16 protein-coding genes and 1 other annotated feature are annotated in these 15,279 nt (G+C 43.2%); of the genes, 14 read left to right on the top strand and 2 right to left on the bottom strand.

The window, feature by feature from the left end; genetic code table 11:
* Positions 1-82: 82 nt before the first annotated feature.
* The 10 genes from CE058_RS14760 to pheA all read left to right on the top strand — a co-directional run bounded on the left by CE058_RS14760 (position 83) and on the right by pheA (position 8,566).
* Complete coding sequence (locus tag CE058_RS14760; RefSeq protein WP_163143659.1) at positions 83-859, top strand: M23 family metallopeptidase; 777 nt, start codon at positions 83-85, stop codon at positions 857-859.
* Complete coding sequence (locus tag CE058_RS14755; protein ID WP_048010996.1) at positions 852-1,718, top strand: M50 family metallopeptidase; 867 nt, start codon at positions 852-854, stop codon at positions 1,716-1,718. The genes CE058_RS14760 and CE058_RS14755 overlap by 8 nt, the downstream gene beginning before the upstream one ends.
* 54 nt (positions 1,719-1,772) lie before the next feature.
* Positions 1,773-3,227, top strand: a complete 1,455-nt coding sequence (locus CE058_RS14750; RefSeq protein ID WP_163143656.1) for an Rne/Rng family ribonuclease — start codon at positions 1,773-1,775, stop codon at positions 3,225-3,227.
* Between the two features lie 572 nt (positions 3,228-3,799).
* Positions 3,800-3,879, top strand: a sequence feature (ribosomal protein L21 leader region).
* A gap of 13 nt (positions 3,880-3,892) precedes the next feature.
* Positions 3,893-4,201 carry a 50S ribosomal protein L21 gene (gene rplU, locus CE058_RS14745; RefSeq protein ID WP_035331309.1) on the top strand — a complete coding sequence of 103 codons (309 nt, stop codon included), beginning with the start codon at positions 3,893-3,895 and terminating at the stop codon, positions 4,199-4,201.
* 14 nt (positions 4,202-4,215) lie between these two features.
* A complete protein-coding gene (locus tag CE058_RS14740; protein ID WP_163143653.1) occupies positions 4,216-4,554 on the top strand; it encodes a ribosomal-processing cysteine protease Prp in 339 nt (112 codons plus the stop codon).
* Entirely contained in the window at positions 4,555-4,848 is a 294-nt protein-coding gene (gene rpmA / locus CE058_RS14735) for a 50S ribosomal protein L27 (RefSeq protein ID WP_009333115.1), read from the top strand.
* A gap of 239 nt (positions 4,849-5,087) precedes the next feature.
* Positions 5,088-5,639: a sporulation initiation phosphotransferase B gene (locus tag CE058_RS14730; protein WP_163143650.1), complete on the top strand. Its 552-nt coding sequence runs from the start codon at positions 5,088-5,090 to the stop codon at positions 5,637-5,639.
* Between the two features lie 142 nt (positions 5,640-5,781).
* The gene (obgE, locus tag CE058_RS14725) at positions 5,782-7,074 is read left to right on the top strand and encodes a GTPase ObgE (RefSeq protein ID WP_035331304.1); all 1,293 of its coding nucleotides are present in this window, start codon (positions 5,782-5,784) and stop codon (positions 7,072-7,074) included.
* A 25-nt stretch (positions 7,075-7,099) separates the two neighbouring features.
* Complete coding sequence (locus CE058_RS14720) at positions 7,100-7,555, top strand: ACT domain-containing protein (RefSeq protein WP_035331302.1); 456 nt, start codon at positions 7,100-7,102, stop codon at positions 7,553-7,555.
* Positions 7,556-7,687: 132 nt separating this feature from the next.
* Complete coding sequence (pheA, locus tag CE058_RS14715; protein WP_163143645.1) at positions 7,688-8,566, top strand: prephenate dehydratase; 879 nt, start codon at positions 7,688-7,690, stop codon at positions 8,564-8,566.
* Between the two features lie 49 nt (positions 8,567-8,615).
* Here pheA and CE058_RS14710 read toward each other — a convergent pair whose 3' ends face one another.
* Together CE058_RS14710 and CE058_RS14705 are read right to left on the bottom strand one after the other, a co-directional pair.
* Complete coding sequence (locus tag CE058_RS14710; protein WP_163143643.1) at positions 8,616-9,158, bottom strand: transcription repressor NadR; 543 nt, start codon at positions 9,156-9,158, stop codon at positions 8,616-8,618.
* Positions 9,159-9,221: 63 nt separating this feature from the next.
* On the bottom strand, positions 9,222-10,403 hold the full coding sequence (locus CE058_RS14705; RefSeq protein WP_226618278.1) for an IscS subfamily cysteine desulfurase: 1,182 nt from the start codon (positions 10,401-10,403) through the stop codon (positions 9,222-9,224).
* A gap of 103 nt (positions 10,404-10,506) precedes the next feature.
* Between CE058_RS14705 and nadB the strand changes: the two genes are divergently transcribed.
* The 4 genes from nadB to safA all read left to right on the top strand — a co-directional run.
* Positions 10,507-12,090 carry an L-aspartate oxidase gene (nadB, locus tag CE058_RS14700; RefSeq protein ID WP_163143640.1) on the top strand — a complete coding sequence of 528 codons (1,584 nt, stop codon included), beginning with the start codon at positions 10,507-10,509 and terminating at the stop codon, positions 12,088-12,090.
* On the top strand, positions 12,059-12,895 hold the full coding sequence (gene nadC, locus CE058_RS14695; protein ID WP_163143637.1) for a carboxylating nicotinate-nucleotide diphosphorylase: 837 nt from the start codon (positions 12,059-12,061) through the stop codon (positions 12,893-12,895). Before nadB ends, nadC begins: the two co-directional genes overlap by 32 nt.
* A 27-nt stretch (positions 12,896-12,922) precedes the next feature.
* A complete protein-coding gene (gene nadA / locus CE058_RS14690) occupies positions 12,923-14,029 on the top strand; it encodes a quinolinate synthase NadA (protein ID WP_163143634.1) in 1,107 nt (368 codons plus the stop codon).
* A gap of 428 nt (positions 14,030-14,457) precedes the next feature.
* On the top strand, positions 14,458-15,279 hold an 822-nt coding region (safA, locus tag CE058_RS14685), incomplete at its 3' end, for a SafA/ExsA family spore coat assembly protein (RefSeq protein ID WP_163143631.1).

Raw genomic sequence — 15,279 nt, 5'->3', positions numbered from 1 at the left:
AAGACACCACTTCAAGTCATACTCTATTTGGACAACTCATAAACTTGTACAAATAGAGTTATATAGAAATGGTGGGGATATCATGAATTCAAGAGCGGATGAAATACGCAAGAGAATCGAGCGGAGAAAAAAGGACAAAGAGAGATTCTCCAAAAAGAAAGATTCAACGGTTCTTTGGACAGAAGATGAAGAGCGGTACGGGTTTAATAAGCTGCCCTCATACGAAAGCAAGCTTGAAGAGGGAAACCACCCTTTATTTCGCAAGGAACTATTTCTTTTCAAATTGCTTGCTTCTGCCTGTATTTTTTTATTCGCTGCCATACTTTTTAAAAACCAGGCAGCGACTTTTGATCCTGCAAGAGATTTTGTAAAAACAGCAATGGAGAAAGATTTTCAATTCGCCGCAGTTTCCGGCTGGTATGAAGAACAATTTGGTAAACCGCTGGCCCTGCTGCCATTTTCAGATGGCAAAAGTGATGAGAAGAACGTTAAAGAAAACAGCGAATATGCATTGCCCGCTTCTGCAAAGATCCTGGAAGAATTTGATGATAATGGACAGAGAATAACAATCGAAACAGGAAAGGAAGCTTCCATTGAAGCAATGAGTGAAGGGCTTGTGCGGTTTGCTGGAAAGAAGGATGGTTTTGGAAATACGGTCATTATTCAGCATGGTGATAAAAGTGAGTCCTGGTATGGCAATTTGGCTGAAATTAATGTGAATTTATATCAATACGTCGAAAAAGGAACAGGTATTGGTACAGCGGGTGACGCCGGTGATGCTGAAAAAGGCTCTTTTTATTTCGCGATTAAAAAAGATGATGATTTTATAGATCCGATCCAGGTGATCCCATTTGAATAAAATAACAGGGTTAATTACACATATTCATATTCATCCTTTGTTATGGGCAGTTATCGGACTGTCTGTTGCAACTGCTCACTTTATGGAATTATGCATGCTGCTGCTGATTATCTTTGTTCATGAAATGGGCCATGCCGCTGCTGCATCCTTCTATTCCTGGAGAATAAAAAAGATTGCCCTCCTGCCATTTGGCGGTGTAGCGGAAATGGATGAGCACGGGAACCGGCCGCTGAAAGAGGAGATTATAGTCATTATAGCAGGGCCGCTTCAGCATATATGGATGATGGGGGCGGGGCTGTTATTTTATGAGCTTTCCTGGCTTTCTGCTGATATCTTTCATCTGTTTATTCAATTTAATTTAATGATATTAATTTTTAACCTGCTTCCTGTCTGGCCATTGGATGGAGGAAAGCTTGTATTCTTATGGCTTTCTCTTAATCAGGCATTTCCGGAAGCGCACAGAAAAACACTTTTCATTTCGGCTGCGGGTCTAATCAGTTTCATTATACTAACTTTGCTGACCTCTCCGGTTAACTTGAACATTTGGGTAATCCTCGCTTTTTTGGTGTTTTCGCTATATCATGAATGGAAGCAGAGCCGGTTTGTGTTTATCCGTTTTCTTCTCGAAAGATATTATGGGAAGCACAGCGACTTTCGGACATTGAAGCCAATCGTTGTCCGGGAAGAGGAATTGGTTATTGACGTGCTGGAAAGATTTCAGCGAGGATGCAAGCACCCCATCATTGTTGAAAAGGACGGGAAAGAAAAGGGTGCATTAGATGAAAATGAACTGCTGCATGCATGCTTTGCGGAAAAAGTGCTGACAGCAAAAATAGGGGATTTGCTTTATGTTTACTGAAGAGCAAATTTTGATTAACATGAATAAATAATGTTTTAAAGTGAGGAAATCGTTTTGGATAAGTTAGTTGTAAATTATGCATCAAGAGAGCGCCGATTTGTGCATTTAAAAGATAATAGGGTCGAGAAGCTATTTATTGACCAGCCGAAGCATCGTTCATCAGTTGGGGATATATACTTAGGCACTGTTGCAAAAGTAATGCCTGGATTGAATGCAGCTTTTGTAGAGATAGGTGAAGATCAAAGCGGATTCCTTCACCGGGACAAACTGGCATCTTATGTTTGTTCTGCCGAGGATTTGCAAATGAAGGAAAAACGGAGCATTTCTTCCTTTGTCCATCAGGGAGAAAGAATACTTGTTCAAGTTGAAAAAGACGCTGCTGGCACGAAAGGACCAAGATTGTCTGGTTTAATTGAATTTTCAGGAGAGTCACTGATATATATGCCAAACGGCCGTTATGTTGCTGTTTCCAAGAAAATTGAGGATAGTAAAGCAAGAGAAAACTGGCGCCAATTTGGCTATCGTGCTAAAGAAGAGAATGAAGGTCTGATTTTCAGAACATCCTGCGTCAGCAGGAAAGAGAATGAGATTATGGATGAACTGGAAAAGCTCAGGCTGGAGTACAGGGACCTTTTAAGGGAAGCGGAAATGAAAAAGAAGCCGGGAAAAGTGTATGAAGCGGATTCTTTTATTAAGGAAATTATTGAAGAGGCGAAGAAAATGGCTGATGGTGAAATCGCCGTGGACGATTTATCACTGAAGAATGTGCTAGCGAAAATCACGGGCCTGACAATTCAGCTATACACGGGCAAGAAAAATATCTTCTCTGCTTTTAATGCGGAAGCTGAGATTGATAAAGCGCTGAAACGAATTGTATGGCTTGAAAATGGGGCCTATCTTATTTTTGATGAAGCAGAAGCTTTAACAGTCATCGATGTCAATACCGGGAAGTTCGCCGGTAAACAGGACCGCAGAGACACTGTGCTAAAAACCAATGAAATGGCAGCTGAAGAAGCTGCAAGACAGATCAGGCTCCGTGATATTGGCGGCATGATCCTAATCGATTTTATTGATATGAAAGAAGCATCCGACAGGAAGCATATTCTTGCCATAATGGAAAACGCGCTGAAAAAAGATGAAAGACGCACGAATCTTGTTGGATTCTCCCCTCTAGGGATCCTTCAGATGACCCGCAAGAAAACGAGACCGGCCATTTCTGAATCACTTACCGAAAGGTGTCAATTATGCGAGGGCACCGGAAGAGTGCTGAGTGCTGAGACCATTGCCTTCAGGCTGGAAAGAGAACTGTGGGAACATCGCGGCAAAGACCATGAAGCTGTCCTGATCGAAACCACACGAGACACAGCAGCGGTATTCTCAGGGGAAAATGATGACCATAAAAAAAGAATCGAAGACAGTATTGGCTTTAGAATTATTTTTTCCATTAAGGAAAATAGCAAGCCATTTTATGAAATCCGAAAGTTTGGCAGAGTTAATGAGCTGGGATAGTTCAAAGCAGGCTGGGTTAAGCGTCCTGCCTGCTTTTTTAACAGATAAGAATGTATAACTTTGAACTTCGGTAACTGTCTAGCTCCAGCGCCTACCCCCTCGAGGTCACAAGCTTGTCTTGTTTCGGCTCCTAGGGACTCGGGATCATAAGCCGTTTCCTTCCAGAAGGAAAAACGCCTTCTTACAGGAACCGTCTTATGCCTGAGGCCCGCAGGACAAGGAAGGCTTCGTCAGCATAAACATCGCACGACCAAAGCGACAGCTTTTGGGAGGATGCGGGTCATGCAGACGTTGCCACAGGTCAAGGAAAGCTACGGCAGCGATACATCGCACGACCGAAAGCGGTAGCTTTTGGGAGGACGTGGCGATCTTAGTCTGCGTTCCTTCGTGATCAAGGCGCTTGCGCTTTTCTAAGTGCAGTATTTCCCACTTCCCTAATAACCCCATTAGCATTATAATTGTAAAGGCACGCAAAAGAGTTACTTTCAGGTGCAAACAAAGAGAATCATATAATTCTTATTGACATGATTAATCATTATATGATAGGATTTTCATGTTATGTTTGTAGCGCACCCGTGCTACAACCGCACAGAACAGGTACATAAGCCCGCATTTCGTGTCGGCGCCTGGGATGGCGAGTCTTAGTCTAAGAGGAGGTGCAGTTCATGTACGCGATTATCGAAACTGGCGGAAAGCAATTACGTGTAGAAGAAGGTCAAGCTATCTACATCGAAAAGCTTAACGCTGAAGCAGGCGAAACAGTTACTTTTGAAAAGGTTCTTTTCGTTGGCGGAGACAGCGTAAAAGTAGGAAGCCCTGTAGTTGAAGGTGCTACTGTTACAGCTAAAGTTGAAAAACAAGGCCGTCAAAAGAAAATCACTGTATTCAAATACAAAGCGAAGAAAAACTATCGTAAGAAGCAAGGTCATCGTCAGCCTTACACTAAAGTTGTGATTGAAAAAATCAACGCTTAATCAGGCGATTTAAGATGATTGAAATTACGATTATTCGTAAAGATTCCGGAAATATTCATTCGTTTGAAATTAGTGGTCATGCATACTTCGCAAACAGAGGCAAGGATATCGTCTGTGCAGGCGTATCTGCTGTGTCCATCGGTGCCATTAATGCTGTCCATGCCCTAACCGGCGTGACACCAGAAATCAGCCATGGAGAGGGCTTTCTCCGCTGTGTCCTTCCTGATCTTCAGGATGACATGAATGAGAAAGTGCAGCTTCTGCTTGAAGGCATGGTTGTCTCATTGCAGACGATTGAAGAGGACTACGGAAAGTATATAAAAATTACCTTCAAAAAGCAGGAGGTGGAATAAATGCTATTAAAATTAGATCTTCAGTTGTTCGCTTCTAAAAAGGGAGTAGGTTCTACAAAGAACGGCCGTGATTCAATCTCTAAGCGTCTTGGCGCTAAGCGTGCGGACGGACAATTCGTTACTGGCGGCTCAATCTTATACCGTCAGCGCGGTACTAAGATCTACCCAGGTGTAAACGTGGGTAAAGGCGGCGATGACACACTATTCGCGAAAGTTGACGGTGTTGTTAAATTCGAGCGTCTTGGACGTGACCGCAAGCAAGTGAGCGTATATCCTGCAGCTCAAGAGGCGTAAGCCTTTTCGAGAAAACCCTAGCCCCACAAGGTTAGGGTTTTCTTTTTTTGGCAAAAAACCCTGCCGGTGCACTTCAAATTTTATCTGATAAATTTATAGCAGCTGAAGACATAAGCTCTTCATCGCATAAGCAATATTTTCTTATTTATCATAAATTTGCTTACTGTACCTATGTTTTTTGATATACTTACAGCAAGCACAGTCTTCTGACAGCCTAATAACCATACAGGAGTGCATATATGGAAAAAGACTGGAATATGATTGAAGTGCTGCGTCATGCCCGGCATGACTGGCTGAATAAAATACAATTAATTAAAGGCAACCTTTCCCTTAATAAGATAGACAGGGCTAAGGAAATCATAGATGAAATTGTAGTGGAAGCACAGCAGGAGGCAAGACTTTCGAATTTGAATCTTCCTGGTTTTGCTTCGCTTTTATTGACTTATAATTGGGAGAACCACTACTTTCAGGTTGAATATGAGGTGCTCGATGATCCCATTGCCGGACGGTTGGATGACTCTGTCCTTTCTGAGTGGACAGGCTCTTTTTTGGCCATTTTGGACTCATCAGTTAAGCCTTACCATGATAATCATTTATCTGTGTCCATCAGGCATGAAAAAGAAGGGGCTCGTTTCTTTTTTGATTTTAGCGGAATACTAACAGATATGGATCAATTGGAGAAGTTCTTTAAAAAGAAGAACACTGACATAACGGCTGCTGTTCAGGACTTAGCTGAAGAGGAGCTTGCACTGGAATTATTTGTGCCATTCATTGCGAATGGCAGAGAGTGATTTCCGCCAAAAAAAGCAATACTAAGTGTGAAACTCTGCAGGCTGGGCACTTCTTAAGTGTAAGAAGCGGATCCGGTCAGTGCCGGTAATCTGGCTGAATGCCAGACAATCGGGACATACTGCAGACGGGAGGAATTTATATATGTTTGTCGATCAAGTCAAAGTTTATGTTAAAGGCGGGGACGGGGGCAACGGAATGGTTGCTTTCCGCCGGGAAAAATATGTGCCGAACGGAGGCCCGGCCGGCGGAGATGGCGGCAAGGGTGCCAATGTTGTTTTTGAAGTGAATGAAGGATTGCGCACGTTAATGGATTTCCGTTATCAGCGCCACTTTAAAGCTCCCCGCGGTGAGCATGGCATGTCCAAGAACCAGCATGGAAGAAATTCAAAAGACATGATTGTTAAAGTACCGCCGGGAACAGTCGTAACAGATGCTGAATCAGGGGAAGTAATCGCCGATCTGACTGAGCACGGGCAAAGAGCTGTCATAGCACGAGGGGGCCGCGGAGGCAGGGGAAATACCCGATTTGCGACACCTGCCAATCCTGCGCCTGAATTGTCCGAACATGGCGAACCGGGCCAGGAACGAGATGTTGTGCTTGAGCTCAAGCTTTTAGCTGATGTTGGTTTAGTAGGTTTCCCAAGCGTCGGAAAATCAACTTTACTGTCAGTTGTATCATCAGCAAGACCAAAGATTGCGGAATACCACTTTACGACAATTGCTCCCAATCTGGGAATGGTTGAGACTGAAGATGGACGCAGCTTTGTAATGGCAGACTTGCCTGGATTAATTGAAGGAGCCCATTCGGGAGTAGGACTTGGCCATCAGTTTTTGCGGCATATTGAAAGAACAAGGGTTATTGTTCATGTTATCGATATGGCTGCTGTTGAGGGCAGAGATCCTTTTGAAGACTATCTAACGATCAATAAAGAATTAAAAGAATATAACCTGCGTCTCACCGAAAGGCCGCAGATCATTGTGGCTAATAAAATGGACATGCCTGATGCAGAGGAAAATTTAAAAAAATTCAAGGAACAGCTTGATGAAGATTATCCGATTTTCCCGATATCCGCTTTAACAAGACAAGGGTTAAGGGATTTATTATTTGCCGTTGCAGATAAGGTTGAAGAAACCCCTGAATTCCCGCTGTCACATGAAGAAGAGGAAGACACAGGTGTCCACCGCGTTCTTTACAAGCATGAAGCTGAACAGACCGAATTTGTCATTACTAGAGATCCTGCAGGAGTGTTCGTTGTATCAGGTGATGCTATTGAGAAACTCTTTAAGATGACTGACTTCTCAAGAGATGAATCTGTCCGCAGGTTTGCCAGACAGCTGCGCGGAATGGGTGTGGATGATGCTCTTCGTGAAAAAGGAGCAAAAGACGGTGATACCGTTAAGCTGCTTGATTATGAATTCGAGTTTATTGACTAACCTTCTCGATTGACGGGGTGGAGAAATGAGAAAAGATAGATTCGATAAGAAATTTTATTTAGTTCGTGAAGATGTTCTGCCTGAAGCCATGAAGAAAACTTTGGATGCGAAGGAAATGATCGAAAGGGGAAAAGCCGAATCGGTTTGGGATGCTGTCCAGAAAGTTGATTTGAGCAGAAGTGCTTTTTATAAATATAGAGACACTGTGTTTCCTTTCCATACGGTTGTCAAAGAACGGCTGATCACTTTATTCTTTCACCTGGAAGACAGGTCAGGGACTTTATCACATTTATTGGGCGTTGTGGCTTCATCGGGGTGCAATGTCTTAACAATTCACCAGACCATTCCCCTTCAGGGAAGGGCAAATGTCACGCTTTCCCTGAATGTAACTGAAATGGGCATCGAGATTGAGGAACTCTTGACGAGGCTTCGAAAATTGGAGTTTGTAGAAAAAGTAGAGGTGCTGGGAACGGGTGCATGAGAAAATGTGCTCTGTACCCTGCCCTTTTTTCATTTTTTATTTTGTAAACCACATACATATGTTAAAGTAATAAAGTACAAAGTAAATTTTCAGTGATTTAAAATAAGTCTGAATAAGAAGGAGGTAATTACCGTGAAGTTAGGATTTTTAGGACCTAAAGCCACTTTTACAGATATTGCAGCCAGGAGCTTGTTCCCTAATGAGACAGCCGTTGCCTACCCAACGATACCTGCCTGTTTTGATGCTTTAAATGAGAATGAAATAGAGCTGGCGGTAGTTCCTCTTGAAAACGCATTGGAAGGCTCAGTGAACATTACATTGGACTATTTAATCCATGAAGTGGATTTTCCGATTATCGGCGAACTGACAGCTCCTATTCGCCAGCATTTTATGGTTCATCCAGCTAATGTTAAGGAGTGGGATAAAACAGATGTGGTTTATAGTCATTCCCATGCTATTGCGCAATGCCATAAATTTCTGCATAAAGAGCTGAAAGGGATCCCTTGTGAAAGCACTACTTCCACAGCAGCCGCAGCTCAATTTGTAAGAGAAAATCCAGACATGCGGGCAGGCGCCATAGCTAATGAATTAGCTGCAGAAGTATATGGATTGGCGATCGTTAAAGAAGATATCCATGATTTTGATTATAACCATACAAAGTTCATTGTTTTAGCCAATAAAGAATTGTCAATCAGCGAAGACCGTAAGGAATTTGCAGGACACAAGACGACTGTTATGGTGACGCTGCCGGCTGACAGGTCAGGGGCTCTTCATCAGGTGCTTTCCGCATTTGCCTGGAGGAAGCTCAACTTGACTAAGATTGAATCAAGACCGATGAAAACTGGTTTAGGGAATTATTTCTTTATCATTGACGTGGATATGAAACTGGATGACATCCTAATCCCTGGTGCAGCTGCTGAATTGGAGGCATTGGGCTGCAGTGTTAAGGTTTTGGGCAGCTATCCGTATTTTCAGCTTCGGAATAAGAACAGCAGAGTTCTGCAGGAATAAACAAAAAGGATCCGGCTAATACATATCCGGGTCCTTTTTGTATATAAAGCTATTCCAGGTTAATAAGAAATCCAGCTTCTTTTAATAATTTCTCAGCTTCATCGAGTTTTCGTTCGGAGGCTGCGGATAGGGTATGGAGGTGGATGCCGTCTGTTAATTCTGATAAGAAAGAAGCCTTTGTGGAAGTGATTTTTTCCATAAATTGCTTGACTTCCTGGCGGGTGGATACCATAACCGATGCAGTTAAGTCACCATAGACGGGATGTTCAATTCTTACATCTTTTACAGTAACTCCATGATCGACAAGCAGATTCAATTCTTCTTCAGTCCTCCCAGGGTCATGATGACAGGCAATGACCCGCTCGGCTGCTGATGCAGGAGAAGCCTGATGAAGATACATATAACCCTGGCTCGTGGCAATGATTGGCTCTTTTCTTGCTTTTAGAAGGGTGATATCCCCAACAATTACCTGTCTGCTTACATTTGTTTTTGCTGCAAGGTCGCCTCCTGTAATGGGCTGTCCGCTTTCTTTCAGCAGCTCAAGCAGAAAGGTCCTCCGCTCTTCTCCGAGCACCTTTTTTTGTTCATTCATATTTTCTCACCCTTATAATCCGATAATGTCTCATTCTAACATAAGGAACGGCAGAAGAAAAAATTAGAGCGGTACGAGTTCCCTGGCCATGATAGCAAGCTTTCTCCCCAATGCCTTTGCATCCTCTGCAGATGTATTCCATCCGAAAGAAATCCTGATAAATTCTTTGCCTTTTTTGTCTGCAACTCCCAGTGCCTCCATCGTTTTAGAAACAGTTTGCAAGCCTGTGCTGCATGCACTTCCTGTAGATATGGCAAATCCGAGCCTATTGCATTCGAGCATGATGTATTGTCCTTCCACCCCTTTTAGCCGAAGTCCCAATGTAGAAGGAAGCTGGTAAGAGCCTCTAAAATCGTATATTACGAATTTCTCCTGTGCAGGTTCAAGTTCCTTTAGCAGTACTTCTCGCAGCATTTGGAAGTGGCTGTTATGCTTGTTTAAATTTACATAAGCTTTCTGTGCAGCCACTGTCATCCCGACAACCCCCGGAAGATTTACAGTGCCAGGCCTGAATCCCTTTTCATGTGAAACTCCGGGTAAGAAGGAGCACCACCGCATGCCTGGTTTTAAATAAACGCCTCCGACCCCTTTTGGTCCGTAGAATTTATGTGCTGAAAAGGACAGGCTATCAGCAAAGCGGGCGACTTCTTTTAAATCTGATTTGCCAAACGAATGAACACAATCACTATGCAGCAAAATTTGCCTTTCTCTGCAAAGCTCGCTGATCTCAGGGAGAGGCTGCAATGTGCCGATTTCAGAATTGCCGTGCTGCATGGTAACTAAGACGGTGTCATTCCTGATGGCGGAACTTAATTTTTTCAGGTCTATACGGCCATCTGAGCCAAAAGGAATTTTTGTAATTTCATACCCTTTCTCAAGACGTAATTTCTCTAAAATACTATGAATGGATGAATGTTCAGCGATTCCTGTTATGATATGTTTTCCTGGTTTTTCAGAAGCAGACAGCAATGCAGCTATTGCAAGAAAATTGCTTTCCGTACCTCCGCTGGTAAAATAGATTCCTTCACTCTTAACGCCTAAAATGCCTGCCAATTCCATCCTGCAATTTTCAAGAAGCCCTTCTGCTGCGCTCCCGGTATCATGAAGGCTGCGGGAATTGCCAAAGTATTCAGTTGAGGCTTTTATATAGGCATCTGCGGCTTCCTTGTCAAGCGGACAAGATGCTGCGTAATCGAAATATTTAATGTACCTCACCTGCTTTCGCTTTCTAATTAAATCGTTCAAAAAGTCAGAAGTTCCTCTTAAACTATGAAAACCTCTTGTCATAATTCTAAATCTGTGTAAATATAGGTGTCAAGACACCTGTAAAAACAGGAGGTAAAAAATAATGAATGCCGACGTTTTAATTATTGGAAGCGGGGTAGCCGCTCTGCAGTTGGCAAAGAAGCTGCGCCAGGACTTAAATGTGATTATTCTCACAAAGTCGACTATAAAAAATGGAAACTCATATATGGCGCAGGGCGGTATTGCTGCTGCCCTGGGAAAAAATGATCACCCATCAAAGCACTACATGGATACACTCGAAGCAGGAAGGTTTCATAATGATTCTGATGCAGTGCTGTCCTTGACCAGTGAGGCGCCAACCCTTATAAAAGAGCTGAATCAGGAGGGGTGCCTGTTTGATATGGATTCTGAAGGATCCATTGCGTTAGGAAGGGAAGGGGCTCATTCAGAAAATAGAATTGTTCATGGGGGAGGAGACTGCACAGGAAAAACAGTCATTGATTTTATGCTGTTAAAGCAAAATCCCAACGTTCGTTTCTTAGAAGATATTCTTGTATTCCAATTGCTCATAAATGAAAAAGACGGCAGGTGTATAGGGCTAAAAGGAAAAGATTCTGCTGGTGCCATTCATCGATTCTTTTCCTCTCATGTTGTGCTCGCTACGGGAGGCTGCGGCCAGCTGTATGAATATACCTCCAATGCCGTCACTGTAACTGGAGATGGGATTGCCTTAGCATACAGGGCCGGGGCAGAGATAGCAGATATGGAGTTCATCCAATTTCACCCCACACTTCTTTATAAAGACGGCAAAGCACTGGGGCTGATCTCTGAAGCTGTAAGGGGAGAGGGCGGGCGTCTTATTACAGAAGACGGGAGCCCTGTAATGGAAGGTCTTCACCCACAGGGTGATTTAGCGCCTAGACATATAGTGTCACAGGCCATTTATCATTCACTGGAGAAGGGGAAAACCGTGTTCCTGGATATCTCTTCAATTGAAAACTTTAAATCCCGATTTCCGACCATAACAAAAATATGTGAAGAAAACGGCGTAGATTTAGGTCTTGGGAAAATCCCTGTTTCTCCCGGAAGTCATTTTTTAATGGGAGGAATAAAAACTGATTTATTGGGCCGCACCAGCATTCCCGGACTGTATGCGATTGGTGAAGCTGCCTGCACAGGCATACATGGTGCTAACCGGCTTGCAAGCAATTCCCTGCTGGAAGGGCTGTATTGCGGCAAGCGGCTAGCGGATTGGCTTAATGGACTGCCTTATAGTGAACCTGCTGAAGAAAAGCAAAGTCATAACCCTGAACTAAGGCGGCCATTTAAAGAAGATTTGCCTTCCATTGAAGAAATTAAAGTGAACATGATGAAAAATGCCGGGATTATCAAAACAAAGGAAGGGCTTTTCGCTCAGATGGCCTGGCTTGAAGGCTGCAAAATTGAAGAATGGATAAAAGCAGATCTTGAACATTTTTCAAAAGAGGAAATAACACGGGCTTTTATGCTGATTGCAGCCTATCTAATCACAGATTCTGCATTAAGGCGAACAGAGAGCCGGGGTGGTCATTTCCGGCAGGATTATCCTTTCGAAAGCCCGGAATGGCTTGGAAAAAGGATTATTCACTGCCGAAAAGCTGAAAGGAATGGTGAAAATGAACAAATTAAAGCTGCGATTGCAACTTGAACAATATTTTCTCGAAGACATTGGTGACCGCGACCTGACAAGTGAACTTATTTTTGGAGAGGGCCAGATAGGAAAAGTCATTTTTCTGGCAAAAGAGAATGGGATTTTTTGCGGTGAAGAAATAGTCAGGTCAGGATTTAAGGTGCTGAATCCTGCGGCTGAAGTCAATATAAAAGTAAGGGACGGAGAATGGATCGAGAAAGGTCAAATCCTTGCTGAAGCCTCAGGGCCAGTATCGGATTTATTAAAAGGAGAAAGAGTTATTTTGAATCTGGTCCAAAGAATGAGCGGAATAGCAACAAAAACAAATGAGGCTATCCGGGTGCTGAACAGTTCACGTACAAAGATCTGTGATACAAGAAAAACTACACCAGGCATGAGAATGCTTGAAAAATATGCAGTCAGGGCCGGAGGGGGTTTTAATCATCGATATGGCCTCTATGATGCAGTCATGATCAAAGACAACCATATTTCTTTTGCCGGCTCAATTGCGAATGCTGTGGAAGAAGTGCGGTCAAAAATTGGGCATATGGTAAAAGTCGAAGTCGAAACGGAAACAAAAGAACAAGTCCTGGAAGCAGTTGAGGCAGGTGCAGATGTAATTATGTTCGATAACAGGAGTCCGGAAGAGATAAAAGAGTGGATCAGAAGCGTGCCGAATGGGATAGTGACTGAAGCCTCCGGAGGAATAACACTCGATAACCTGCAGGCTTACAGCGATACAGGAGTTGATTTCATTTCCCTCGGCTTTCTTACCCATTCTGTGAAATCACTTGATATAAGCGTGAAGGTTATTGTGGAATAAAATTGTTGACAAAGGGGTTTGGGGCAAATGAATATTTTTCAGACAGCAGAAAAACAAGCAAATATCCTACCGGAAAAATATCGGATGATGACTGTAAAGGAATTGGAGGATCGGGCAAGGGAAATAAAAAATAGGTTTGGGAATAAGCTGTTCATTCCGGGTCATCATTATCAGAAGGATGAGGTCATCCAATTTGCGGACGCTACAGGTGATTCACTCAAGCTTGCACAGCTTTCACAGGAGAATACCGAGGCGGAATATATTGTATTTTGCGGAGTGCACTTTATGGCTGAAACGGCGGATATATTAACATCTCCACATCAAAAGGTGATTTTACCTGATATGCGTGCAGGCTGTTCCATGGCTGATATGGCTGATATCAGCCAAACAGAAAGAGCCTGGACGAAGCTGCAGAATATGTTTGGCGATACTATGCTTCCTTTAACATATGTAAACTCTACTGCGGCCATAAAGGCTTTTGTTGGCCGTTACGGGGGAGCTACAGTTACTTCTTCGAATGCTGAAAAGATGGTGGGCTGGGCCTTTGAGCAGAAGCAGAGAATTCTTTTTCTGCCTGATCAGCATCTTGGAAGAAATACAGCATATAACCTGGGTATAGCTCTTGAAGAAATGGCTGTATGGAACCCTATTACAGATCTGCTGGAATATGAAGGGCAGCTGGAGGACATAAAAGTGATTCTTTGGAAAGGGCATTGTTCTGTTCATGAAAACTTTACTATAGAAAATGTACAAGAAGTTCGCGAACAATATCCCGATATGAAAATCATTGTCCATCCCGAATGCAGGAGAGAAGTGGTGGAGCTTTCCGATATGGCAGGGTCAACCAATTACATTATCGAAGCAATTGAACACTCGGAGCCTGGATCTTCCTGGGCAATCGGTACAGAGATGAATTTAGTTAAAAGGATTATCGCACGGCATCGGGATAAGAAAATTATCTCACTTAACCCGCATATGTGTCCTTGCCTGACCATGAACCGAATCGATTTGCCGCATCTGGTTTGGTCTCTTGAAGCAATCGGGGAGGGTGAAAGCCAAAATCTGATTCAGGTTGAAGAGCCAACTGCGGCATATGCCAAACTGGCACTTGGCAGGATGCTTGAACGTCCATAAATGTGGCACAAGGTTTTCAGGCTGCTAAAATTGAAAAATAGCTCGCAGGGTAAAATATACTTCGCGGAAGCTATGCCTAAAAAAAATTCTCCACTCCAGGAGGATTTTTTTATTGCCTTACTGCCCATTGCTGTGATTGGTATATGAATGAAACGATGAATCATAATTCCCGGAAAAAAAGCATATCTTTTTGTGTAGATTGTTAGCAATTTGCCCAATCCTTCATACACTATATGGACTCATCGAGATTAACGGGCACTAATCTGCACCTTTCACATAAATGGATGAAATGCCCGTAAATGCTGATTAGGGCACAGACTGAGAAAGCCGCACCTGCGGCAAATTCTGTGTGACCACCCACATCATGTGGACCTAAGCCCAGCCATCACAGATGGAAGCATCACCTTAAGCATAGGAGGGAATTCAGAGTGAAAATCCATATCGTACAGAAAGGGGATACTCTTTGGAAGATTGCCAAAAAGTACGGCGTGAATTTTGAAGAGCTGAAAAAGATGAATACACAGCTCAGCAACCCTGATATGATTATGCCCGGTATGAAAATAAAAGTTCCTGCAAGTGGAGGCTCTATAAAAAAAGAAGCTCCTATTGGAGGAACACCGGAAGCAAAAATAAATTTGGGTGCCAAAAAGGAAATGCCAAAAGCAGAACAGCCTTTTGCCAAAGAGAAACCTATTACCATGCCGAAAGCTGAAGCACCAAAAAAGGAGATGCCAAAAGTAACGGCACCGAAGGTTGAAATTCCGAAAGAAGTGCCTAAGACTGCACCAAAAGCAGAGGCTCCGAAGGAAGTTCCAAAAAAACCTTATAAGCCCAAAATGCCAACACCTATTATGCCGGAAATTGATATAAATAATTATTACATGATGAATATTCAGCAGCCGGCACCGCAGCAAAAGCCGCTGCCGGCAAAAGAGGTAAAGCCGCAGCAGCAGAAACCTCTGCCTGCAAAAGAGGTTAAAGCAAAGGAAAAACCAGTGAAGCCTGCAGAAACAAAACCACAGCAAAAACCATTGCCAATTTCAGAATCTAAGCCGCAGCCTCAGCTCCCGCCTAAACCAGTTAATATCCTTCCGCAGGTAAAGCCGTATTCAAATCAAGAAAGCCCTGAATCGCCGGAAAGCGAATCATCTCTTTATACACATCAAGGAGGTCAATATCAGCCGATGTTTCCTTATAATCCATGTTACCCGCAAATGCCATTCCCTCAAGTGCAGGGAGCGATGATGCCG

This window comes from Bacillus sp. 22-7 (assembly GCF_010628845.1).
Taxonomy (GTDB): Bacteria; Bacillota; Bacilli; order Bacillales; family Cytobacillaceae; genus Cytobacillus; species Cytobacillus firmus_B.
This window is presented reverse-complemented; position numbering and strand designations above follow the sequence as displayed.

Coding starts and splice junctions, on each gene's coding strand:
- rpmA (WP_009333115.1), top strand. CDS start 4,555: ATGCTATTAAAATTAGATCTTCAGTTGTTCGCTTCTAAAAAGGGAGTA.
- rplU (WP_035331309.1), top strand. CDS start 3,893: ATGTACGCGATTATCGAAACTGGCGGAAAGCAATTACGTGTAGAAGAA.
- CE058_RS14740 (WP_163143653.1), top strand. CDS start 4,216: ATGATTGAAATTACGATTATTCGTAAAGATTCCGGAAATATTCATTCG.
- CE058_RS14720 (WP_035331302.1), top strand. CDS start 7,100: ATGAGAAAAGATAGATTCGATAAGAAATTTTATTTAGTTCGTGAAGAT.
- CE058_RS14730 (WP_163143650.1), top strand. CDS start 5,088: ATGGAAAAAGACTGGAATATGATTGAAGTGCTGCGTCATGCCCGGCAT.
- nadC (WP_163143637.1), top strand. CDS start 12,059: ATGAACAAATTAAAGCTGCGATTGCAACTTGAACAATATTTTCTCGAA.
- nadA (WP_163143634.1), top strand. CDS start 12,923: ATGAATATTTTTCAGACAGCAGAAAAACAAGCAAATATCCTACCGGAA.
- nadB (WP_163143640.1), top strand. CDS start 10,507: ATGAATGCCGACGTTTTAATTATTGGAAGCGGGGTAGCCGCTCTGCAG.
- CE058_RS14710 (WP_163143643.1), bottom strand. CDS start 9,158: ATGAATGAACAAAAAAAGGTGCTCGGAGAAGAGCGGAGGACCTTTCTG.
- obgE (WP_035331304.1), top strand. CDS start 5,782: ATGTTTGTCGATCAAGTCAAAGTTTATGTTAAAGGCGGGGACGGGGGC.
- CE058_RS14760 (WP_163143659.1), top strand. CDS start 83: ATGAATTCAAGAGCGGATGAAATACGCAAGAGAATCGAGCGGAGAAAA.